Genomic DNA, 23752 nt, shown 5'->3' on the forward strand with positions numbered 1-23752 from the left:
TTTGATTGTGCGTTGGTACAATGCACCGCCGAGTGCGATTTCTTGTTTTTTTATAGGATTTAATAATGATGTTGAAGCCAGCCCGTCTGTTGTTAGCACTGATCGCTGTCGTTGCAGCCCCGGTTTTCGCGCAAAACGTCGCGACCGTCAATGGAAAGGCTATTCCTGCCGCTAAGGTAGACCAGATGGTCAAGCAAGTGGTCGCCCAAGGCCAGCAACCTGACAGTCCGCAGCTGCGCGAAATGGTCAAGAAAGAACTGATCGGCCGCGAAGTGCTGCTTCAGGAAGCCAGCAAGCAGGGCTATGGCGCCAAGCCGGAAGTGAAGTCGGCCATCGACAACGCCGCGCAGAGCATCACCATCAACGCCATGCTGGCGGACTACGTCAAGAAGAACCCGGTCAAGGATGCTGAAATCCAGGCCGAATACGACAAGTACAAGGCCGCCGTCGGGGACAAGGAATACCATTCACGTCACATCCTGGTCGCAACCGAGCAGGAAGCCAAGGACATCATCACCAAGCTGAAAGCCGGCGGCAAGTTCGAAGAACTGGCCAAGGTATCGAAAGATGGTTCGGCCAACAACGGCGGCGATCTGGGCTGGATGACTCCCGCCAAGCTGGTCAAGCCTTTCGCTGACGCTATGATTGCGCTGAAACCAGGCGCGATCACCGAAACCCCGGTCAAGACCGAGTTCGGCTACCACGTCATCAAGCTGGAAGAGTCGCGCGCGACCAAGCTGCCGGGGCTGGCTGAAGTCAAGGGTCAGGTTGCCGAGGCACTGCAACAGAAGAAGATCGCCGCCTACCGCGACGAACTGATCAAGAAAGCCAAGGTCCAGTAATACTGGCCGGTAAGCGCGGCGCGGACCGCCGCCCCGCTCCCATGGAACGCCCGATGAAGTTTATCGGGCGTTTTGCTTTTCAAGCCTTGGCGCCCCGGCGCCATTCGAACAGCCCCATGCCAGCAAGCATGGCCAGCACGAACAGCAGCGTCTTGGGCTCCAGCATGCCCACGCCCACCAGCGCCGGGCCGGGGCAAAAGCCGGCGATGCCCCAGCCTATGCCGAACAGCAGCGCGCCGATGACCAGGGGACGGTCGATCTGGCGCGTCGTTGGCAGCTTGATCGGCTCGCCGGATGGCGTCACTTTGCGCCGGGCGGCCGCCGCGAAGCCGACCAAACCAACGCCGATCGCGCCGCCCATGACGAATATCAGGGAGGGATCCCAGGCGCCGGCCAGGTCGAGAAAGCCCAGTACCTTGGCGGGATTGGCCATTCCGGACAGTATCAGGCCGAGGCCGAAAATCAGTCCGGACAGTAAGGCGGTGAATATCGGCATATGCCCTACTCTAGTTGATTAAATGACGGACCACGTAGGTGGCGGCGAAGCCTGCTGCCATAAAAGTTATTGTCGCCACCAGAGAACGTGGCGATAGCCGCGATAAACCGCACACGCCATGACCGCTCGTGCAGCCGGAACCGTAGCGTGTTCCTACGCCCACGATCAGGCCTGCGGCGATCAGAATGCCGTAACTCGCGTCGATTTGAATGGCGGGTAGTTCGGTGAATAAACGGTAAATTAACGGTGCGCCAAACAGGCCGACGATGAACGCCACGCGCCAGCTGATATCGCCCTTTTGCGGCTGGAATAAGCCGCCGATGATGCCGCTAATGCCGGCTATTCTCCCGTTGAATATAATGAGCAGGCTGGCTGCGGCGCCGATTAATATGCCCCCCGCCAGCGAAGCCCACGGGGTGAAGGATTGCCAGTCGATTGACATTGTTGTCCCTTTTTCGATCGTACCGTGGATTGGCCGTTGGTTGATTCCCACTATATCACTGTGATCGGTAATTGTTCGGGCTACTCGCGGGTCTTGACGGATTACGCTGCGCTAATCCGTCCAACGTGGTTTGGAAGAATGCCCGAGCGCGTTGTCGATGGCACTTTGTACCAGAATTTGGCTGTTACGTGCTAATATTTGGCGCAAACTAACGACTTATGCCCGTGGCCGCCAATGACGCCCGATATAACAGCTATTGTTGCCTCCCTTCAGGGCGTTGCGGACCCAACCCGTCGCGCGCCCATGGCCGCTTATATGCGCGATCAGTTTGAGTTTCTTGGCATCGGAACGCCAGCGCGCCGCGCGGCAACCAAGGCGTTATATCAAGGTATGAAGGCGCGTAGCGCGCATGAATTGCTAGCAGTGTCGCGGACATTGTGGGATTACCCTCAGCGGGAATATCAATACGCGGCGATCGATTTACTTGCGATGCACATCAATAAAATCGAGGCCGATCATTTGCCTGCTTTGATCCAGCTGGTGCAATCGAAATCATGGTGGGATACGGTCGATGCGATTGCATCCATCGTCGGCAAGGTTTTGCAATACCGGCATGACGATATGGATCAGGCCATCGTTCACCAAAATATGTGGGTGAGGCGGGTCGCGATATTACATCAGTTGGGCTGGCGGGATAAAACCGATGAGGTTCTGCTTTTTTCTTATTCGCTGCAATGCGCGCACGAAAAAGAGTTCTTTATACAGAAAGCCATCGGCTGGGCATTGAGGGATTACGCGCGCCACAACCCGCAGGCCGTGCGGGAATTCACCGCAAGGGAAAAAGCCAGGCTTTCTCCGCTCAGTTATCGGGAAGCGAATAAGCATCTCGCGGCCGACGATTAAACCGGATGATCTTAACGTAATCGAGGCAGCGGGGATTTCTCCCGGCTGCCTCGATATCCAACCCCGCAATTACGCCAAGGTTTTAACCCACGAATTTACGGGCGTTGCGGAACATGCGCATCCAAGGCGAATCCTCGCCCCACGCTTCCGGATGCCAGGATTGCTGCACCGAGCGGAACACGCGCTCGGCATGCGGCATCATCACGGTGAAGCGGCCATCGGCCGTGGTCACCGACGTCAGGCCCTGCGGCGAGCCGTTCGGGTTGAACGGATAGGCCTCGGTGGCCGCGCCGCGCTGGTCGACGAAGCGCATCGCCGCCACGGCTTGGGCAATGTTGCCAGTCTGGCTAAAGTCCGCGTAGCCTTCGCCGTGGGCGATGGCGATCGGCGTCTGCGTTCCGGCCATGCCGTTGAAGAAGATCGACGGCGAATCGAGCACTTCCACCATCGCGAAGCGCGCTTCGAATTTCTCCGATTTGTTGGTGGTGAACTTCGGCCACGCATGCGCGCCCGGGATCATGGACTTCAGGTTGCTCATCATCTGGCAGCCATTGCAGACGCCCAGGCCGAAGCTGTCGGTGCGCGCGAAGAAGCGGGCGAACTGCTCGGACAGCGCGGCATTGAACAGGATCGTCTTGGCCCAGCCCTCGCCGGCGCCCAGCACGTCGCCGTACGAGAAGCCGCCAACAGCGATGATGCCTTGGAAGTCGTCCAGCTTGACGCGGCCGGCAATCAGATCGCTCATGTGCACGTCCACGGCGTTAAAGCCCGCCTGGTGCATCACATAGGCGGTCTCGATATGCGAGTTGACGCCCTGCTCGCGCAGGATCGCCACGCGCGGACGCACACCGGTCGCGATGAATGGCGCGGCCACGTTTTCGGTCAGGTCGAAGGTGATCTTCGGCGTCATGCCCGGCTCGGATTCGTCCAGGATGCGGTCATATTCGGCGTCGGCGCAGGCTGGATTGTCGCGCAGGCGGGCGATGCGCCAGCTGGTTTCGCTCCACAGGCGGTGCAGCGCGGAACGCGGCTGGTTGTAGACGATCTTGGCGTCGCGGGTGAATTCGATCACGCCACGGTCGTTCGGCTTGCCGATGATATGGCTGCACGCGCCCAGGTTGAAGGAGCGCAGCACGTCCATGACCAGCGACTTCTCGTCCGCGCGCACCTGGATCACCGCGCCCAGCTCTTCGGAGAACAGCGCGCGCAGGGTTTGCTCGTTGCGGCGTTCGGCGATCTGCCCGGTCCAGTTCTTGGCGTCGCCCTGGTCGGCGCCGTGACCCTCTTCCAGGGTCAGGATGTCGAGGTTGATCGACAGGCCCGCGCGACCGGCGAAGGCCATCTCGGTCAAGGTGCCATACAGGCCACCGTCGGAGCGGTCGTGGTAGGCCAGCAGCTTGCCGTCGGCGTTCAACTGCTGGATGGCGGCGAAGAAGGCTTTCAGGTCTTGCGGATTGTCGACGTCCGGCGTCTCGTTGCCCAGCTGGCCCATGACCATCGACAGCGCCGAGGCGCCCAGGCGGTTCTTGCCGCGACCCAGATCGATCAGGATGATGGCAGTGTCGCCGGCGTCGGTCTTGATCTGTGGCGTCAGCGATTTGCGCACGTCGTACACCGGCGCGAAGGCCGAGACGATCAGCGATACCGGCGAAGTGACGGCTTTCGACTCTCCGTCATCCTTCCAGGTGGTGCGCATCGACAGCGAATCCTTGCCGACCGGGATGCTGATACCCAGCGCCGGGCACAGTTCCATGCCGACCGCCTTGACGGTGTCGAACAGCGCCGCGTCCTGGCCCGGCTGGCCGCAGGCGGCCATCCAGTTGGCCGACAGTTTGATGTCGGAGATATCCTTGATCGGCGCGGCGGCGATGTTGGTGATCGATTCGGCGACGGCCATGCGGCCCGACGCGGCGGCGTTGATGACGGCCAGCGGCGTGCGCTCGCCCATCGCCATCGCCTCGCCGAGATAACCTTCAAAGCTCATCGCGGTGACGGCGCAATCTGCCACCGGCACCTGCCATGGACCGACCATCTGGTCGCGCACGGACATGCCGCCAACAGTGCGGTCGCCGATGGTGATCAGGAAGGACTTGTCGCCCACGGTTGGCAGCAGCAGCACGCGTTTGGCCGCTTCTTCCAGTTCGATGCCGGTCAGGTCGATGGCCGGGAATTCATTTTGCACATGATGCGCATCGCGCTGCATTTTCGGCGGTTTGCCCAGCAGGACGTCCATCGGCATGTCGACCGGCTCGTTGCCCAGTTCCGGATCGATCAGCTTCAGTTGGCGTTCTTCGGTGGCGGTGCCGACGACAGCAAACAGGCAGCGCTCACGCTCGCACAGCGCCTGGAACAGCGGCAGGCTTTCCGGCGCGATGGCCAGCACATAGCGTTCCTGCGATTCGTTGGACCAGATCTCTTTCGGCGCCATGCCGCTTTCTTCCAGCGGGATCTTGCGCAGGTCGAAGATCGCGCCGCGCTTGGCGTCGTTGGTGATCTCCGGGAAGGCGTTCGACAAGCCGCCGGCGCCGACATCGTGGATCGAGATGATCGGATTCTTGGCGCCGAGCTGCCAGCAGCCGTTGATCACTTCCTGGGCGCGGCGTTCCATTTCCGGATTGCCGCGCTGGACCGAGTCGAAGTCCAGGTCGGCCGTGTTGGTGCCGGTCGCCATCGACGACGCGGCCGAGCCGCCCATGCCGATGCGCATGCCGGGACCGCCCAGCTGCACCAGCAGGCTGCCGACCGGGATATCGTTCTTGTGCGTATGCTGGCCGGAGATGTTGCCGATGCCGCCGGCGATCATGATCGGCTTGTGGTAGCCGAACACGGTGTCCTGCGCGCCGGCGAACTGCTTGCCGATATTCTGTTCGTAGGTACGGAAGTAACCGCCCAGCACAGGACGGCCGAATTCGTTGCTGAACGCGGCGCCGCCAAGCGGACCTTCGATCATGATCTGCAGCGCCGAGGCGATGCGATCAGGCTTGCCGTAGGCCTTGGCGGACGCGCTATCGCGGTATCCCGAAACCGGGGCGGTCACGTCGTGGTCGTTTTCCCAGGCCTGCACGGCGGCCGGCAGCAGCAGGTTCGAGACCGTGAAGCCGGCCAGGCCGGCCTTCGGCTTGGCGCCGCGGCCGGTCGCGCCTTCGTCGCGGATCTCGCCGCCTGCGCCGGTGGACGCGCCCGGGAACGGGGAGATGGCGGTCGGGTGGTTGTGGGTTTCCACCTTCATCAGCGTGTGCGTTAACTCGGTCATCGGCGCGTACTGCTGCGCCTCGCCCTGCGGGAAGAAACGCATCACTTCGGCGCCTTCCATGATCGACGAGTTGTCGCTGTAGGCGACGATGGTGCCCTTCGGCTGCAGCTGGTGGGTGTTCTTGATCATGCCGAACAGCGACTTCGGTTGCGCCACGCCGTCGATGGTCCAGTCGGCGTTGAAGATCTTGTGGCGGCAATGTTCGCTGTTGGCCTGCGCGAACATCATCAGTTCGACATCCGTCGGATTGCGGCCGGCCTTGGTGAAGGCGGCGTCCAGGTATTCGATCTCGTCGTCCGACATCGCCAGGCCGAGGTCCGTGTTGGCCTTCTCCAGCGCGTTCTTGCCCATGCCGATCACGTCGACCGATTCCAGCGGCTTGGCGTCCAGCGTGCGGAACAGGCCTGCCGCCTCTTCCGACGAGCGCAGCACCGATTCGGTCATGCGGTCGTGCAGCAAGGCCGCGACGGTTTGCACTTCCGCGTCCGACAGCTTCTTCGGCGCGCCGATGCTGCTGCCCAGGATGCCCGTCTTCAGGTTGATGCGGAACGCGATGCCGCGCTCGACGCGCTTGACGTGCGCCATGCCGCAGTTGTGGACGATGTCGGTGGCCTTGGAGGCCCAAGGCGAGATCGTGCCGAAACGCGGGATCACGAAGAATTCTTCCACCGCGCCTTCGGTGTTGTCGGCGTGGGCCGGCTCGCCGTAGGTCAGCAGCGCGCCAAGGCGGCTGGTGTCGTCGGCAGACAGCGGCTGGGCGGCATCGATGAAGTGGACATAGCGCGCCTGGACGGCGGCGACGGACGGCAGCGCGGCTTGCAATTGGGTCAACAGGCGTTGGCTACGGAATGCGGACAGGGCGTTGGAGCCCGGCAGAATCAACATATTTGGAGGATGGTTGATGCAGCAAGGCTGCGGATTAAAGGGCGATGAGGCATGAGGCTAATTCTTGCAGTGTTCCTTTGCGCGCATTATACCCTTTAGCACGCCCTCCATACAGCGGCATTTCCACCCAAAAACTGCCATCGAAGCAACAAATTCCGACGGTTTCGAACCCAAAACCGTTTGTTTCGGTGCTAAACGGCGGGTTTCTGTAACGTTTTTACTTGCCTTGGAGTATGCTAGACCGAATATAAGCAGGGGTTTGCGTCCATGGCAGAATATAGCGACTTGTCGGTGCTCATCGTCGACCCGAACCCGGGTATGCGCGGCAGCCTGCACAATATGCTCAACCAATCGTCGATCACCAAGATCGAATACGCGGTCAGTTCCGGCACCGCCATCCGGCAGTTGTCAAAAAAACCCTACGACATCGTGCTGTGCGAATACGACCTTGGCAACGGCAGCGGCGAAAACAATGGCCAGGACGGCCAGCAATTGCTCGAAGACCTGCGACACCACAAGCTGATCGCGCAGTGGACCATCTTCATCATGCTCACCTCGGAGGGCGTCTACAGCAAAGTGATCGGCGCGGTCGAACTGGCGCCGACCGACTACATCCTTAAACCGTTCACCGTCGATTCGCTGCTGCAGCGCATCGGCCGCGCCGTCGACCGGCGCGACGTGTTCTGGCCGGTGTACCAGCAACTGGCCGCCGGCAGCATCCGCAAGGCCATCACCAGTTGCAAGGAAGGCGAAGACAAGCATCCCCGCTACGCCAACGATTACGCCCGGCTGCGCGCCGAACTGCTGGTCTCCATCGACGACCTGGTGGAGGCCGAATTCGTCTATCAAACCATCCTGATGACCCGCCCCACCGCCTGGGCCCACCTGGGCATGGCGCGCTGCCAGTTCGGGTTGCAGAAGTTTGTCGAGGCGCAGCAAACGCTGGTCAACCTGCTGGAGGACCATCCGAAGTTCATGGCGGCCTACGATCTGCTGGCGCGCACCCATGAGGCGCTCGGCCAGCAAGAGTCGGCCAAGAAGGTGCTCGAGGACGCGGTCGGCATCTCGCCCAACATGGTGCGACGGCTGCGCCACTTGGGCGAAGTGGCGCTGGAAACTGGCGACGTCGGCGTCGCGGAGAAAGCCTTCAAGCAGGTGGTCGCCAAGGCCAAGTACTCGGAATTCCGCGATCCCGAGGACCACGTCAAACTGGTCAAGACCCTGGTCAAGAAAGGCGACGCCAACCAGGCCAGCGGCGTAATCCGCGACATGGAGCGCTCCTTACGCGGCAACGCCAACACCGAGGCCTGCCGCGCCATCGCCGCCGGGCTGGTGCAGGAGATGGCCGGCAACCTGGTCGCCGCCGCCACCGAGCTGACCACGGCCGTCAACGCCATCGAGAACGCGCGCGGCCTGTCGACCGGCCTGAAGATCGGTCTGGTGCACAGTTGCCTGAACATTAAGCTCGACCAGCAAGCGTCGAACGTCATGCTCAACCTGATGAACGACACCGACAGCGGTGTGACCATGGACGACGCCGTGCAAGTGTTTGAAAAAGCCGGCCGCCACGACCTGGCCGAAGGCATGGGCGAGCAGATCAAGATGCAGGTGGGCGAGCTGCTGGCCGACGCGGCCACGATGCGCGGCCAGGGCGATTTGCGGGGCGCGCTCGATACGCTCAACGCCGGCTTGCGCAAGGCGCCGGCGAACATGTCGCTGCTGCCGGCGGCGGCATCGGCGATGCTGAAGCAGTTGGACGATCTGGGTTGGGAAATGCCGCTGGCCGAGCAGTGCGCCTATTTATTGGAGCGCATGCGCAAGATCGATCCGGCCCATCCGTCGCTGGAAGCGCTACAGGCGCAGTATAGTCACACCCAGCGCAAGTACGGTATCGCCACCACGGCGTAAGTTGGCGACAAGCAGGCTAGCGGTAGAAAATCGTCGACGCCGGAAAATCCGACCAGTGCGTGATCAGATACCACGACACGAAATATAGCCCACATAAGATGAAGGCGGAAACGACTGCCGAGTTGGGGGTTCCGTGTCCGCGCAGGAGTCTGAAAAGCGTACGCATGGTTGTCTCGTCGTTGGACAAAAGCCAACTCTACTGAGCGACAAACTTTTCAACAAGCGCCGAATGAACGGTATCGTTTGGCACACCCCCAGGTATCGCCGCAATGTCCCCGCGCCGAGCCGCCGGCGCCCGCCTCATCGCGGACGGCTACGCCTTCGGGCGCTCGAGCACCTGGCGGACTTTGCGCGCAAGCGCCTGGCGCGTGTAAGGTTTGCCCAGCAAATCGAGGCCCGCATCGAGCCGTCCGTCGTGGACGATGGCGTTTTCGGCATAGCCGGAAGTGAACAGCACGGCCAGCCCGGGCAATTTGGTGCGCGCCCGGCGCGCCAGCTCGGGACTGCGCAGCGGCCCGGGCATGATGACGTCGGTGAACAGCAGATCGACCGCCACGCCGCTGTCGACGATGGCCATCGCAGTGACCGCGTCGTGGGCCTTCAGCACCTTGTAGCCCAGTTCGCTCAGCATCTCGACGGCGATGTCGCGCACCGCGTCGTTGTCCTCGACCACCAGCACGGTCTCGGTGCCGCCGACCACCGCCTGGTCGCCCTCGCCCGCCGCCGGCGCGTCCTGATCCTCGTGGCAGCGCGGCAGGTATAGCCGAACCGTGGTGCCGGCGCCGACCTCGGTGGCGATGCTGACATGGCCGCCCGACTGCTTGACGAAGCCGAACACCATCGACAACCCCAGCCCGGTGCCCTTGCCCTCCGCCTTGGTCGAAAAGAACGGATCGAACGCGCGTTGCAGCACTTCCGGCGGCATGCCGCTGCCGGTGTCGCTAACGGCGATCATCACATAGTCGCCCGGGGTGACCTCGATGTGTGCGCGCGCGTAGTCGTCGTCGAGCACCGCGTTGTCGATGACGATGGTCAGCTTGCCGCTGCCGTCCATCGCGTCGCGGGCGTTGATGCACAGATTGAGCACCGCGTTTTCCAGCTGCCCGGTGTCGACAAATGTGTGCCACAGGCCGTGGCCGATGCGCGTTTCGATGTCGACCTGGCCGTCGAGCGTGCGGCGCAGCATGTCGTCCATGGCGCCGAGCAGGCCGTCGATGCTGACCACTTTCGGGTCCAGCGCCTGACGCCGGCTGAACGCCAGCAGATAGCTGGCCAGCTTGGCGCCGCGCGTGACGCCGGCCAGCGCCCGCTCGACGTAACGCAGCGCGACGTGCTCGGCGCCCAGCACAGCCGACAGCAACTGCAGATTGCCGGAGATGATTTGCAGCAGATTATTGAAATCGTGCGCGACGCCGCCGGTGAGCTTGCCGATCGCCTCCATCTTTTGCGCGTGCTGCAAGGCGGCCTCGGTGCGCTTGAGCGCGGCGGCGGCCTCGCGCTCGGCGGTGCTGTCGCGGCCGATGGCGAGCAGATAATTGCCGTTGAGGGCGCTGGTCCAGACGATGTACACGAAATGGCCGTCCTTGTGGCACAGCTGGCTCTCCAGCCGCAACGCGGCGGACCCCACGCGTATCATGGCCAGGCTGGCCCGAACCTGGTCGCGCTCGGCCGGATGCACCAGCTCGATGAACGGGCGCCCCGGCAGCTCGTCCTCGTTCCAGCCCAGCGTTGCGCTGAACGCCGGATTGACCGCCGCCACGGCATCGTCGGCGTCGAGCAGCAGCATCAGATCGCTCGACAGCTGCCAGATGCGGTCACGGTCCTGCGTCAGCGCGGTCAGTTCGTTTTTGAGCGCGACGGAAAAGCGCGCCGCCTCGCGCATCGCCAACACTTTTTCGGTGGTTTCGATGACGGTATCGAGCATGCCGACGATGCGGCCATGCTCGTCGAAAACGGGACTGTAGCAGAACGTGAAGTAGGCCTGCTCGCCGACCCCGTTGCGATTGACGACCAGCGGGTAGTCTTCGATGAAGGTCGATTGGCCGTCCCTGGTCAACGCCCAGATCGGGTCCAGGCTGTCCCAGGCCTCCGCCCACACCTGCTGGAACGATTGCCCGAGCGCATCCGGCTTCTGGCCCAGGATCGGACAGAAGGCGTCGTTGTAGATCATGGTCTTGTGCTCGCCCCACACCAGGCACGAAGGAAAATTCGACGCCAGCACCAGGTTGGCAGTGATGCGCAAGGCCGGCGGCCAGCCGGCGATCGGCCCCAGCGGGGTGGCATCCCAGTCGTGCGCCGCCACGCGCGCGGCCATCGCGCCGCCGGGCGACCGCACCGGTTGCCGCTCGCCCGCGCTACTCAACCGTGTCACCGTAGCCGCCGCCGCCCGGCGTTTCGATGACGAACACGTCGCCCGGTTGCATGTCGACCTTGCCGATGTGGCCCAGTTGCTCGACCCGGCCGTCGGCGCGCAGCACGGTGTTGCGCCCGAGCGCGCCCGGTTCGCCGCCGGCCATGCCGAACGGCGCGTGGATGCGATTGTTCGACAGGATCGCCGCCGTCATCGGCTCGAGGAAGCGCACCTTGCGCACGCCGCCGTCGCCGCCGCGCCACTTGCCGGCGCCGCCGCTGCCGTGGCGGATCTCGTAGCTGTCCAGCCGCACCGGGAAGCGGAACTCAAGTATCTCGGGATCGGTCAGGCGCGAGTTGGTCATATTGGTCTGCACCACGCTGGTGCCGTCGAAACCCGGCCCGGCGCCGGAACCGCCGCTGATCGTTTCGTAGTACTGGTATTTGGCGTTGCCGAACGTGAAGTTGTTCATCGTGCCCTGCGCCGCGGCCATCACGCCCAAAGCGCCGTACAGGGCGTTGGTGATGCAGGTCGAGGTTTCCACATTGCCGGAAACGACAGACGCCGGATAGTGCGGATTGAGCATGGAACCGGGCGGTATGATTACCTTCAGCGGCTTCAGGCAGCCGGCGTTGAGCGGAATCTCGTCGTTGACCAAAGTGCGGAACACGTACAGGACCGCCGCCATGCACACCGCCGACGGCGCGTTGAAGTTGTTGTCGAGCTGTGGCGAGGTGCCGGTGAAATCGATCTCGGCGCTGCGATTGGCTTGGTCGACCCGCACCGCGACCTGGATCTGCGCGCCGTTATCGAGCGGCAGCGTGTAGACGCCGTCCTTGAGCGAGCCGATCACCCGCCGCACCGCCTCCTCGGCGTTGTCCTGCACGTGGCCCATGTAGGCCTGCACCACGTCCAGGCCGAAGTGCGCGACCATTTTGCGCAGCTCGTCGACGCCCTTCTGATTGGCGGCGACCTGCGCGCGCAGATCGGCCATGTTCTGGTCCGGATTGCGGGCCGGATAGCGGGCGCCGGCCAGCAAGGCGCGCGTTTCGGCGTCGCGCAGGCGACCGCCGTCCGCGCCGTCGACCAGCTTGAAGTTGTTGATCAACACGCCCTCTTCCTCGATGACGCGCGAGTCCGGCGGCATCGAGCCGGGCGTGGTGCCGCCGATGTCGGCGTGGTGGCCGCGCGAGCCGACGTAGAACAGGAGTTGCGCGCCGGCCTCGTCGAACACCGGCGAGATCACGGTGACGTCCGGCAGGTGCGTGCCACCGTTGTAGGGATCGTTGAGCATGTAGACGTCGCCGGAGCGCATCCTGCCGGCGTTCTCGCGCATGACCGCTTTGATGCTCTCACCCATCGAGCCCAGGTGCACCGGCATGTGCGGCGCGTTGGCGATCAGGTTGCCGTCGGCGTCGAAGATGGCGCAACTGAAGTCGAGCCGCTCCTTGATGTTGACGGAATATGCCGTGTTCTGCAGCCGCAGCCCCATCTGCTCGGCGATCGACATGAACAGGTTGTTGAAGATCTCCAGCATCACCGGATCGGCGCTGGTGCCGATGGCGCGCCGCTCGGGCAGCGCGGCCACGCGCCGCAGCACCAGGTGGTCGTGCGGCGACACCTCGGCCTGCCAGCCCGGTTCGACGATGGTGGTGGCGTTGGCCTCGGCGATGATGGCCGGGCCTTTGATGATGTCGCCGATGCGCGTGGACGTGCGTTGGTACAGGCCGGTCTGGCGCCAGCGGCCGCCGGCGTACATCGGCACCACCGCGTGCGGCGCCAGCCCGGAGACGCGGCGCGGCGCGGGATCGACGTGTTCGGCCGGGGCGTCGGATTTGCCGACCGCCTCCACCGACACCGCCTCGACGATCAGCGCCTTGCCCTCCATCAGGAAGGAATAGCGTTTGCGGTAGGCCGCCTCGAATTGGGACTGCATGCTGTCGTTGGTATCGAACAGCACGATCAGCGCCGAATCGGTGCCTTCGTAGCGCAGATGCACCCGCCGTATCAGCGCGATGCGCGCGTCGGTCACGCCCTGACGGTGCAGCTCGGCGCGGGCCTGTTCACCCAGCGCGTCGAGCCGGTCAATCAGGTCCGATTGCAGCTGCTCGATCAGGCGCGCCTCGACGGCGGCCTCGCGCATCGCGGTCTGGTCGGCCAAGCCCATGCCGTAGGCCGACATCACACCGGCCAGCGAGTGGACGAACACCGTCTTCATGCCCAGCGCGTCGGCCACCAGGCAGGCGTGCTGGCCGCCGGCCCCGCCGAAGCTGGTGAGCGTGTAGTCGGTCACGTCGTGGCCGCGCTGCACCGAGATCTGCTTGATCGCGTTGGCCATGTTGCCCACTGCGATGTCCAGGTAGCCCTCGGCGACCTGCTCGGCGGTGGTTTCCAGGCCGGTGGTGGCGGAGATCTGCGCCGCCAGCTCGGCAAATTTATCGCGCACGGTGTCGGCGTCGAGCGGCTGGCGGCCGTCGCCGCCGAACAGCTGCGGGAAATGCTGCGGCTGGATCTTGCCGAGCATGACGTTGCAGTCGGTGACCGCCAGCGGCCCGCCGCGCCGGTAGCTGGCCGGACCGGGATTGGCGCCGGCGCTGTCCGGGCCGACGCGGTAACGGCTGCCGTCGAAATGCAGGATCGAGCCGCCGCCGGCGGCCACCGTGTGGATACTCATCATCGGCGCGCGCATGCGCACGCCGGCGACCTGGGTTTCGAACACCCGCTCGAACTGGCCGGAATAATGCGACACGTCGGTCGAGGTGCCGCCCATGTCGAAGCCGATCACCTTGTCGAAGCCAGCCAGCTTGCTGGCGCGCACCATGCCGACAATGCCGCCGGCCGGGCCGCTCAGGATGCTGTCCTTGCCCTGGAACGCGCGCGCGTCGGTCAGGCCGCCGCTCGACTGCATGAATTGCAGGTTCACGCCCGGCATCTCGCCGGCCACCTGGTCGACGTAGCGGCGCAGGATCGGCGACAGATAGGCGTCGACGACGGTGGTGTCGCCGCGCGCGACCAGCTTCATCATCGGGCTGGCCTGGTGCGACACCGACACCTGCGTAAAGCCGATGGCGCGGGCGGCCTCGGCCACCTGGTTTTCGTGCTCGTGGTAGCGGTAGCCGTGCATGAAGACGATCGCCAGCGAGCGCACGCCCTGGTCGTAGGCGGCCTGCAGGCCGGCGCGGGCGGCGTCGAGATCGAGCGCGGTGACGATGTCGCCGTGGGCGCCGACGCGCTCGTCGATTTCAATCACATGTTGATACAACAGCTCGGGCAGCACGATGTGGCGATCGAACAGCCGTGGGCGGTTTTGGTAGGCGATGCGCAGCGCGTCGCGGAAACCGCGCGTGATGGCCAGCGCGGTCGGCTCGCCCTTGCGCTCGAGCAGCGCGTTGGTGGCCACCGTGGTGCCCATCTTGACGGCGCCGATCTGCGCCACGGGAATCGGCTTGCCCGAGGCCACGCCCATCATCTGGCGGATGCCGGCGATGGCGGCGTCGGCGTAGTGTTCCGGATTTTCGGACAACAGTTTCAAGGTGCGCAAGCGGCCATCGGGCGGACGCGCCACGATGTCGGTGAACGTGCCGCCGCGGTCGATCCAGAATTGCCAATCCATGCATGCCTCAAAACGCCAAGTGAAGCGTCTATTGTAGTGGGTCGGGCGCGCGCGTGGAAGCGGCGTTCCTGCCGTGCCGTGACAAATTTTGATGCTAAGATGTCACCATGAACAGACTCTACTCCGTCGCCGAAATCCGCGCCATCGAACACGCCGCCGCAGCGGTACTCCCGGACGGCGCGCTGATGCAGCGCGCGGGCCAGTCCGGCGCCAACGCGGCGCTCGACATGCTGCCGTTCTCCACCAACCATGCCAGGGTCCTCGTGCTCGCCGGTCCCGGCAACAACGGCGGCGACGCGCTGGAGGCGGCCGCGCATCTGGCCTACGCCGGTGCCAACGTCACGATCCTGCACTACCCGCCGACCGCAGAACCCTCGGCCGAGCGCGAGACGGCGCTGCAGCGTGCCAGCGTCAGCGACGCGCGCTTTGCCGACATCGACGACACCGTCGATGGCGCCGGGTCGCTGGTGGCCGGCACCGACTGGAGTTTGGTGGTCGACGGCCTGTTCGGCATCGGCCTGAAACGCCCGCTGAGCGGCGCGATGCGGGCGCTGGTGGAGGCGGTCAACAACCAGCTGACGTGCCAGGTATTGGCGCTGGACGTTCCCAGCGGCCTGGACGCCGACACCGGCGCCATCGTCGGGCCGGAAGGCGTGGCCGTGCGCGCCACCCATACGATCACCTTCATCGGCAACAAGCCGGGCCTGCATACGTGCGAGGGCCGCGATTACGCCGGGCTGGTGGACGTGTCGCGGCTGGAGATCGACGCGGCCCTGTTCCCGGCGGCGAGCATGGATGTGAACGACGTCAAACTGTTCGCGCGGCATCTGCGTCCGCGCCAGCACAGTTCGCACAAGGGCAGCTACGGCAACGTGGCGGTGATCGGCGGTGCGCCCGGGATGGCCGGGGCGCCATTGCTGGCCTCGCGCGCCGCGCTGCATGGCGGCGCCGGCCGCGTCTACGCGCTGTTTGTCGGCGAGCCGCTGCCGTACGACGCCGGCCAGCCGGAACTGATGTGTCGCGCCGCCGGTGATTTCGACCTGGAGACGGCCACCCTGGTGGTCGGGCCGGGGCTGGGGGCGTCAGCGGCCGCGGCCGGGCTGCTGGCGCGCGCCATCGCCTGCGACGGGGCTTTGCTGGCCGATGCCGACGCGCTCAATCTGATCGCGGCAACGCCGTCGCTGCGCGAGGCGCTGGCGGGCCGCAAGCATCCGGCTGTGCTGACGCCGCATCCGCTTGAGGCGGCACGCTTGCTGGAGTGTTCGGTAGGCGAGGTGCAGGCGGACCGGGTGCTGGCGGCGCGCAAACTGGCGGCGTCGTTGAACGCGGTGGTGGTGCTGAAGGGTTCCGGGACGGTGATCGCCGCGCCGACCGGCGGGGTTGTCATCAACACCACCGGCAATCCGGCGTTGGCGACGGCCGGGACAGGCGATGTGCTGGCCGGCCTATGCGGCGGTTTGATGGCGCAGGGTTGGCCGCAGTGGGAGGCGGCGCTGGGGGCGGTTTGGCTGCACGGCATGGCGGCCGATGTGCTGGTGGCCGATGGCGCCGGACCGATCGGCTTGACCGCCGGCGAGTTGATACCGGCGATCCGGGTGGCGTTCAACCGGATGGTGCAGCATCACGGCAGGTAATGTTCCGGCCGCCCGGAAGCCTGTTAAACCAGGCGGCCGGCGGCGATCGTGATGGTGCGGCCGCAACGCGCCGCCATCGATTGGTCGTGCGTGACCAACACCAGCGTCGAGCCATGCTGGCGGTTCAATTCGAACATCAGTTTGATGACCGATTCGCCGGTGGCGGCGTCCAGGCTGCCGGTTGGCTCGTCGGCAAACAGCAGCGGCGGCTCGGTGACAAATGCGCGCGCCAGCGCTACCCGCTGCTGCTCGCCGCCGGACAGATACTTGGGATAGTGCTTCAACCGGCTCGACAGCCCTACCCGATCCAGCATGGCCTCGGCCTTTTCGCGGGCATGCGTGGCGCCGCTCAATTCCAATGGCAACATGACATTTTCAACCGCCGTCAAATGCGCCAGCAACTGGAACGACTGGAACACGAAGCCCAGCTTTTCCTTGCGCAGCGCGGCGCGACCGTCCTCGTCGAGGGCGTAGATGTCGACGCCATCGAGCACCACCTTGCCGGCGCTTGGCGTGTCCAGACCGGCCAGCAAACCGAGCAAAGTGGACTTGCCCGATCCGGAAGCGCCTACAATGGCAAGCGTCTCGGCTTTTTGCACGGTAAAATCGACCTCGTGCAAAATCGTCAGTTCGCCACTGGCATCGGCGACCCGCTTGGCCAGGCCGCTGACGGCGATGGCGGGGCTGTGCACTTGGGAGACCGTCTGCGCGGCAGCGGCCGTGCTATAACCGCCGGGACCATCGGGAACAAAATTGGAAGACGCTTTAGGGAAATCGGGCATGCGAAATGTATTGAGTAAGTTGGTAACAGATTTATCGAAGAAACTAAGTGTACACGCACTGGCCGCCCTGCTCTTGTTGTCGGCAGCGGCGAGCGCCTATTCTGCACCAAAAACCGTGCTTGTGCTGGGGGACAGCCTGTCTGCCGAATACGGCCTGGCGCGCGGCGCCGGCTGGGTCGCGCTGGCCGAGAAAAAACTCAAGGACGAGAAAATCGACGCAGTGCTCATCAACGCCAGCGTCAGCGGCGAGACCACCAGCGGCGGCCGCACCCGCCTGCCGGCATTGCTCGCGAAGTACAACCCGGCGCTGGTCGTCATCGAACTGGGCGCCAACGACGGCCTGCGCGGGCTGCCGGTCAAGGCCGCCGAGGCCAATCTGCGCGCCATGAACGAGGCGGCCACCAAGGCCGGCGCGAAAGTGATGCTGGTCGGCATGCGGATTCCGCCCAACTATGGGCGCGATTACTCGGACAAATTCTTCGCCATGTATGGCGCGCTGAGCAAGGAATTCAACGCGCCACTGGTGCCGTTCATGCTTGAAGGCGTCGCCGACAAGACCCAGCTGTTCCAGGCCGACCGCCTGCATCCGCTGGCAGAGGCCCATCCGACCATCCTGGCCCATATCTGGCCAGTCCTGCAAAAAACCATCAAGGCAAAATGAAGTATCCGGAAATTCTCGGCATCGACGACGTGCTGCAGCAGCTGGGCAGTTTCGACGCCATCATCGACGCGCGCAGCCCGTCAGAATATGCGCTTGACCATTTGCCCGGCGCCATCAACGCGCCGGTACTGGACGACGAGCAACGTATCCGCGTCGGCACCATGTATAAGCAGATCAATTCGTTCGAGGCGAAAAAAGTTGGCGCGGTACTGGTGGCGAACAATATCGCCAGGCATCTGGAGCAGCTGTGGCTGGACAAGCCGCGCGAATGGCGCCCGCTGATCTATTGCTGGCGCGGCGGCAACCGTAGCGGCTCGATGGCGCATATCCTGGCCAAGGTCGGCTGGCCGGTGGTGCAGCTCGACGGCGGCTACAAGGCGTTCCGCGCGCACGTCAGCGCCGCGCTGGAAGTGGCGCCGCCGCTGCGTTTCAAAGTCGTGTGCGGCACAACCGGCAGCGGCAAGAGCCGTCTGCTGGAAGTGCTGGACGCGCGCGGCGCGCAGGTTCTGGACCTGGAACAACTGGCCGCGCACCGCGGGTCGGTGCTGGGCAATCTGCCGAGCCAGCCGCAGCCCAGCCAGAAGGCCTTCGAGACGGCCATCTGGGACCGGCTGCAGCGCTTCGACCCGGCGCTGCCCGTGTTCGTCGAATCCGAGAGCAAGAAAGTCGGTAATCTGCGCGTGCCGGCCGCATTGATGGAAACGATGCGGGCATCGGACTGCATTTCGCTGACCTTGTCGCGCGCCAACCGGGTGCGTCTGTTAATGGAGGATTACCAGCATTTCCTGGTCAGCCCGGCGTCGTTGAACGAGCAGCTGGAACATCTGACGGCATTGCACGGGCGCGAGACCATCAGCCGCTGGCAGTCGATGTCCGACGGCGGGCAGATGGCGCCGCTGGTCGAGGAATTGCTGGAGCGGCATTACGATCCGGCATATCTGCGCTCGATCGACCGCAACTTCGTGAAGTTCGGCCAGGCCACGGTGCTCGAGCTTGACGATATCGACACAACCGCCTTCGACAAGGCAGCGACGCGTTTGATCGCAGCCGCGCAGTAAACGCCGCACCATCCCAAAACAGTGCATCCGCAAGCGGCGCTTGTAACAACTTTGTTACAAAGCGTCTGATGCGGATTTCTGCACAAAAAAATCCGCTCCCGGGCAGCCGCCCCTTCCAGTTCGCTAAAGTATTTACATAGCTTTCAGTTTGCTATCTTGGCACACATCTTGCGATAAGGTAATTGTCCCTTACGCCAGTTTCATGCCGGCGTGCCTTTAACCACGAACCCAAAAGAAAACCCCGCGACGGGGTATGGGGACACTTGCGCCTAATTTTTTAAACCAGAAGGAGCGGCACCAATGAAGCATCCGATGCACACGAAAAAACGCCTGTTGACCCAAGCCGTATTGCTGGCACTGACCGCCGGCGCGGCGGCACACGTCATGGCCGCCGACGCCTCATCCGCTGCCGACGACGCCGCAGCGGCCGCAACACCGGCGCCCGCCGCCGCCGTTGGTGACAATATCTCGGCCGTCATCGTCACCGGCACGCGCCGGGGCGGCCTGAAAGCCGTCGACAGCGCTTCGCCGATCCAGGTGCTCGATTCCGGCTCGCTCGAACGCACCGGCCAGCCCGACCTGATCCAGGCGCTGGCGCAAAACCTGCCCTCTTTCACTGCCCAGGCGTTCGGCGGCGACACCGCCAACATGACACTCTCGGCCCGGTTGCGCGGCCTGAGCCCGAACAACACGCTGGTGCTCGTCAACGGCAAACGCCGCCACACCACCGCCAACCTGGCCGTGCTGGCCGGCCCGTTCCAGGGCGGCGCCGCGACCGACCTCAACTTCATCCCGGTGGCCGCCATCGACCATATCGAAGTGCTGCAGGACGGCGCCGCGGCCCAGTACGGCACCGACGCAATCGCCGGCGTGATCAATATCATCCTCAAAAAAGATAGCTCGGGCGGTTCGCTGACCGGCACCGGCGGACGCTACTTCGACGAAGGCGGCAAGACCGGCGACGCCGCCTTCAACATCGGCTTCGAACCGAGCGCCAACAGCTACCTGAACCTGACCGGCGAAACCAAATACCACGGTCACAGCATGCGCTCGGACATCGACCCGCGCGTGACCAACCCGGCCAACCTGGCCGCCATGCCGACCCTGACCCAGGCAGACGGCTATCCGTACGCCAACAAGATTTCCGGCGACGCCGCGTATCACCTGAACCTGATCTCGTTGAACGGCGGCATCGACCTCGGTGGCACCGAGCTGTACACCATCGACACCTACGGCAAAAAGAAGGCCGACTCGTTCCAGAATTACCGCGTGCCGAACCGCATTCCGCGCATGTACCCGAACGGCTTCAACCCCAAGCAGACGCTGGACGAGACCGACTACGGCTTCACCGGCGGCGCCAAGGGCGAGCTGGCAGGCTGGAACTGGGACCTGAGCAGCACCTACGGCAAGGACGAGGCCGAAATCGGCGTCAAAAACTCGGGCAACATCTCGCTGTTCAACGACACCGGATCGTCGCCGACCTTGTTCCACGCCGGCACGTTCACCGCCATCCAGTGGACCACGTCGCTGGAAGTGAACCGCGAGTTCGCCATCGGCTGGGCGTCGCCGCTGTCGGTGGCCGGCGGTATCGAGTACCGCCGCGACGGCTACGAGATCGGCGCCGGCGATCCCGCTTCGCGCTACAAGGAAGGCTCGCAATCGTATCCCGGCTTCTCGTTGACCGACGCCGGCAAGCACGACCGCAACAACAAATCGGTCTATCTCGACGTGGCCGGCTCGCCCGTCGCCAACCTGAAACTCGACGTCGCCGCCCGCTTCGAGGACTACAGCGACTTCGGCAGCGCACGCGTGGGCAAATTCACCGGCCGCTACGACTTCACACCGGCGTTCGCGCTGCGCGGCACGGTCAGCAACGGTTTCCGCGCGCCGACCATGGCCGAGCAGTACTACTCGGCCACCAACGTCTCGCCGACGCAGGCGTCGGTCCAACTGGCGCCGAACTCGCCGGCCGCCGCGCTGGTCGGCATCAACGGGCTCAAACCTGAAAAATCACAGAACTACAGCCTGGGCATGGTGTTCCATCCGGTGCCGAAAGCAACCGTCACGGTCGACGCCTACAGCATCAGCATCCACGACCGCATCGTCGGCAGCGGCACCTTGTTCGGGTCCGGCAACACCGTCAATTCGCCGGCGGTGGTTGCGGCCATCCGCGCCAACGGCAACATCCTGGACCCGACCGTCACCCGTACCGGCATCAGCGTGTTCTCGAACGCGGCCAACACGCGCAACAGAGGAATCGAGGCGGTGCTGTCGTACGGGAGTAATTTTGGCGAGCTGGGCCGGGTGGACTGGTCGGCCGCCGCCAACTACAACAAGGTGACGGTGACCAAGGTCAACCAGGCGCCGGCGCAGTTGCTGCCGCAGCGTCTGCTGGACCAGTCGGCCATCGCCTCGCTGGAGAATTCGTCGCCGAAGGTGCGCGTGAATCTGGGCGGCTTGTGGAAGAACGGAGACTGGACGGTCAATCTGCGGGAATCGATTTATGGGCCGTCGTCGGGTTACAGCTCGCTCAACAACGTCACCTACTTCGAGACCAAAATCGACACCTTGTTCACCACGGATCTGGAGGTGTCGTACCGGGTCACCAAGGCAGTGACGGTGTCGGCCGGCGCCAACAACCTGTTCAACAAGTATCCGGGCAAGGTGAACCAGGACTACGTGGCGGCGGCGCGCGCGGCGCTGAACACGGCGGCCGTGACCCAGTACCCGTCGTTCTCGCCGATCGGGATCAATGGCGGGTATTACTACGCGCGGGTCGGTTACACCTTCTGATAGAACCTGGTCCGTCCGTTGCATAAAAAAGCCCCGAACGCTGTCGACGTTCGGGGCTTTTCTTGGTCTTGCTGTGCTGCTTATTTGACTTCGGTCACCGCTGCGGTCTGGATCGGCTTGAGGATCTTGACCTTGGCGCGCTGCTTGAGCACCTGGATGTATTCATACATCTCTTGCTGCGCGACGATGGAGTTGATCTGCTCGGCTTCCGACTTGCGGCGCTCGGCATCCTGCTCGGCAGGCTGCTGCACCTTGCCGATGCGGTAGACGCCATAACCCATGCCAGGCACGTCCACGCCGACATACGCCGGCAGCTTGGTGGTGTCCGCTTTCATCACTTCCTGCATGGCCAGACCGTTGATGCCTTCGGCCTTGGCGCGCGATACCAGCTTGACCGCGCCAAAGCCGGTGGCGTCGCCGGATTTCTTGACCGCGGCCAGCTTTTCGGCACCCGCCTTGGTGGCCAGCTTGCCGGCTTCTTCCATGGTCACGCGCTGGCGGATCGCCGCATCGACTTCGGCCAGCGGACGCTTGGCAGCAGGCTTGAATTCGACGATACGGCCGGCGATCAGCGTGCTCGGCGCGGCTTCGACCGCTTCCGTGTTGCGCTTGCTGGTGATCGAATCGTTCGAGAACAGCGCGGCCAGGAACTTGGCGTTGTTGTACGGCGCCGGGCCGGCCATCGGCGATGGATTGCGCGAGACGTTGGCGGCGGTTTCGATCTTCAGGCCCAGCTTGTCGGCAACCGGCTTCAGGCTATCGGACTGCTCGTAGACGGTGTTGGTGAAAGCTTCGGCCATTTCGGAATACTTCTTGGTGGCTTTCTGCTTTTTCAGCGCGTCGGCGACCTCGGTCTTGACCGCGTCCAGCGGCTTGACGACGGCCGGGGTCAGCGCGCTGACGGTCAGCACGTGGAAACCGTACTCCGATTGCACAGCATCGCTGATCTCGCCCTGCTTGAGCTTCATGACCGCTGCCTCGACCGGAGCCGGCAGCACGCCTTTGGTGACGATGTCCAGATCGCCGCCCTGCTCGGCCGATACCGGATCTTCCGACTTGGCCTTGGCAACCTTGGCGAAATCGGCAGGGTTCTTGCGCAGCTCGGCAACGATGGCGTCGGCCTTGGCCTTGGCGGCGGCGGTCTCGGCGGCGTTGGCGCCCTTTTTCAGCGCGACCAGCACGTGTGCGGCACGGCGCGTTTCCGGCGTCGTGAACGCGGCCTGGTTGGCGTTGTAGTAGGTGGCGACTTCAGCGTCGGTGACGGCGATCTGGCTCAGCACGGCGTCGCTGTTGAGGACGACGTATTCGATCTTGGCCTGCTCCGGCACTTCGAAGAACTTGCCGTTCTTGTCGTAGTAAGCCTTGACCATCGCATCGGTAACTTTAACCTGCGGCACGAAATCGGCGATCGGCAGCAGCAGTTCCTGTACTTCGCGTTCCTGCGCGCCGATGTCCGACAGCGTCTTGGCGACGGTGCGCGGCGCGAAACCGGTGCTCTGCACCGAGCCGGCCAACTGTTGCAAGGCCATGTCGCGGCGCATGCGGGCATCGTTCATGGCCGGGGTCAAGCCCTGCGCGGCCAGGATCTGCTTGTAGCGCTCCATGTCGAAGGTGCCAGGGCCGCCGAACAGTTCGGTGATGGCTTTTTGCAGCTGCACGTCGCTCACGCTCAGGTTGGCGCGGGTGACTTCGGCCGCGATCGCGCGTTCGGCGATCAGCTGGTCGAGCAGGTTTTGCTTGAATTCGGGCGTGTCGAACATTTTCTGGTCGAACTGCGCGCCCATGCGCTGGCGATAGCTGTCGAGCTGGTTGCGCAGCGCGTTGTCGAACTCTTGCTGGCTCACCGGTTGACCGGCAACCTTGGCGATCGTGGTGGCGTCCTCGCCGAAGCCTTTGTAGCCCTCGAGACCGACTAACGCGAACGAAGGGACGATGATGATCGCCAGGAGAATCTGCATCAAGCGTTGATGGGTACGAATAAATTCAAACATGGTCTGCCAATTCGGATTGAGTGGAACTTGCACATACAAAAAAGGCGAACTCGCGTTCGCCAATTCCGGTTCGCGGATTTTACAGTGAGGCACCCTCTATAGCAAGGGTAAATCATGACAGAACGGCACCTCCGAAGCCCA

At 63.9% G+C, this 23752-nt stretch carries 14 protein-coding genes; 7 read left to right on the forward strand and 7 right to left on the reverse strand.

Annotated features, from left to right (window positions below; translation table 11 throughout):
- The first annotated feature begins 65 nt into the window (after positions 1-65).
- A complete protein-coding gene (locus tag ACZ0BA_RS09130) occupies positions 66-842 on the forward strand; it encodes a peptidylprolyl isomerase (RefSeq protein ID WP_463450971.1) in 777 nt (258 codons plus the stop codon).
- A gap of 79 nt (positions 843-921) precedes the next feature.
- Here the strand turns inward: ACZ0BA_RS09130 and ACZ0BA_RS09135 are convergent, their stop codons facing one another.
- Both ACZ0BA_RS09135 and ACZ0BA_RS09140 read right to left on the reverse strand, forming a co-directional pair.
- Complete coding sequence (locus ACZ0BA_RS09135) at positions 922-1338, reverse strand: DUF6691 family protein (RefSeq protein ID WP_463450972.1); 417 nt, start codon at positions 1336-1338, stop codon at positions 922-924.
- A gap of 10 nt (positions 1339-1348) precedes the next feature.
- On the reverse strand, positions 1349-1780 hold the full coding sequence (locus ACZ0BA_RS09140) for a YeeE/YedE family protein (protein ID WP_463450973.1): 432 nt from the start codon (positions 1778-1780) through the stop codon (positions 1349-1351).
- A 234-nt stretch (positions 1781-2014) separates the two neighbouring features.
- Between ACZ0BA_RS09140 and ACZ0BA_RS09145 the strand changes: the two genes are divergently transcribed.
- On the forward strand, positions 2015-2683 hold the full coding sequence (locus ACZ0BA_RS09145; RefSeq protein WP_463450974.1) for a DNA alkylation repair protein: 669 nt from the start codon (positions 2015-2017) through the stop codon (positions 2681-2683).
- A gap of 82 nt (positions 2684-2765) precedes the next feature.
- Here ACZ0BA_RS09145 and purL read toward each other — a convergent pair whose 3' ends face one another.
- Positions 2766-6821, reverse strand: coding sequence for a phosphoribosylformylglycinamidine synthase (purL, locus tag ACZ0BA_RS09150; RefSeq protein WP_463450975.1), 4056 nt, complete (start codon positions 6819-6821; stop codon positions 2766-2768).
- Positions 6822-7088: 267 nt separating this feature from the next.
- Between purL and ACZ0BA_RS09155 the strand changes: the two genes are divergently transcribed.
- A complete protein-coding gene (locus ACZ0BA_RS09155) occupies positions 7089-8729 on the forward strand; it encodes a response regulator (RefSeq protein ID WP_463450976.1) in 1641 nt (546 codons plus the stop codon).
- Between the two features lie 313 nt (positions 8730-9042).
- On the opposite strand, the gene ACZ0BA_RS09160 is transcribed toward ACZ0BA_RS09155, so the two are convergent.
- Together ACZ0BA_RS09160 and ACZ0BA_RS09165 are read right to left on the reverse strand one after the other, a co-directional pair.
- Positions 9043-11100, reverse strand: coding sequence for a hybrid sensor histidine kinase/response regulator (locus ACZ0BA_RS09160; protein ID WP_463450977.1), 2058 nt, complete (start codon positions 11098-11100; stop codon positions 9043-9045).
- Positions 11084-14692: a hydantoinase B/oxoprolinase family protein gene (locus ACZ0BA_RS09165; protein ID WP_463450978.1), complete on the reverse strand. Its 3609-nt coding sequence runs from the start codon at positions 14690-14692 to the stop codon at positions 11084-11086. Before ACZ0BA_RS09165 ends, ACZ0BA_RS09160 begins: the two co-directional genes overlap by 17 nt.
- A gap of 107 nt (positions 14693-14799) precedes the next feature.
- On the opposite strand from ACZ0BA_RS09165, the gene ACZ0BA_RS09170 reads away from it, so the two are divergent.
- Positions 14800-16326, forward strand: a complete 1527-nt coding sequence (locus tag ACZ0BA_RS09170; RefSeq protein ID WP_463450979.1) for an NAD(P)H-hydrate dehydratase — start codon at positions 14800-14802, stop codon at positions 16324-16326.
- A 23-nt stretch (positions 16327-16349) separates the two neighbouring features.
- Here the strand turns inward: ACZ0BA_RS09170 and ACZ0BA_RS09175 are convergent, their stop codons facing one another.
- Positions 16350-17108 carry an ABC transporter ATP-binding protein gene (locus tag ACZ0BA_RS09175; RefSeq protein WP_463450980.1) on the reverse strand — a complete coding sequence of 253 codons (759 nt, stop codon included), beginning with the start codon at positions 17106-17108 and terminating at the stop codon, positions 16350-16352.
- Between ACZ0BA_RS09175 and ACZ0BA_RS09180 the strand changes: the two genes are divergently transcribed.
- From ACZ0BA_RS09180 to ACZ0BA_RS09190, 3 genes are all read left to right on the forward strand, one after another.
- Complete coding sequence (locus ACZ0BA_RS09180; RefSeq protein ID WP_463450981.1) at positions 17107-17769, forward strand: arylesterase; 663 nt, start codon at positions 17107-17109, stop codon at positions 17767-17769. The two genes, ACZ0BA_RS09175 and ACZ0BA_RS09180, sit on opposite strands and share 2 nt — an antisense overlap.
- The gene (gene mnmH / locus ACZ0BA_RS09185) at positions 17766-18827 is read left to right on the forward strand and encodes a tRNA 2-selenouridine(34) synthase MnmH (RefSeq protein ID WP_463450982.1); all 1062 of its coding nucleotides are present in this window, start codon (positions 17766-17768) and stop codon (positions 18825-18827) included. Before ACZ0BA_RS09180 ends, mnmH begins: the two co-directional genes overlap by 4 nt.
- A 312-nt stretch (positions 18828-19139) precedes the next feature.
- Positions 19140-21620 (forward strand): TonB-dependent receptor plug domain-containing protein, encoded by a 2481-nt coding sequence (locus tag ACZ0BA_RS09190; RefSeq protein ID WP_463450983.1) that lies wholly within the window; start codon positions 19140-19142, stop codon positions 21618-21620.
- An 80-nt stretch (positions 21621-21700) separates the two neighbouring features.
- On the opposite strand, the gene ACZ0BA_RS09195 is transcribed toward ACZ0BA_RS09190, so the two are convergent.
- Complete coding sequence (locus ACZ0BA_RS09195) at positions 21701-23611, reverse strand: SurA N-terminal domain-containing protein (protein ID WP_463450984.1); 1911 nt, start codon at positions 23609-23611, stop codon at positions 21701-21703.
- Positions 23612-23752: the final 141 nt, after the last annotated feature.

The organism is Duganella sp. AC917 (assembly GCF_979258245.1).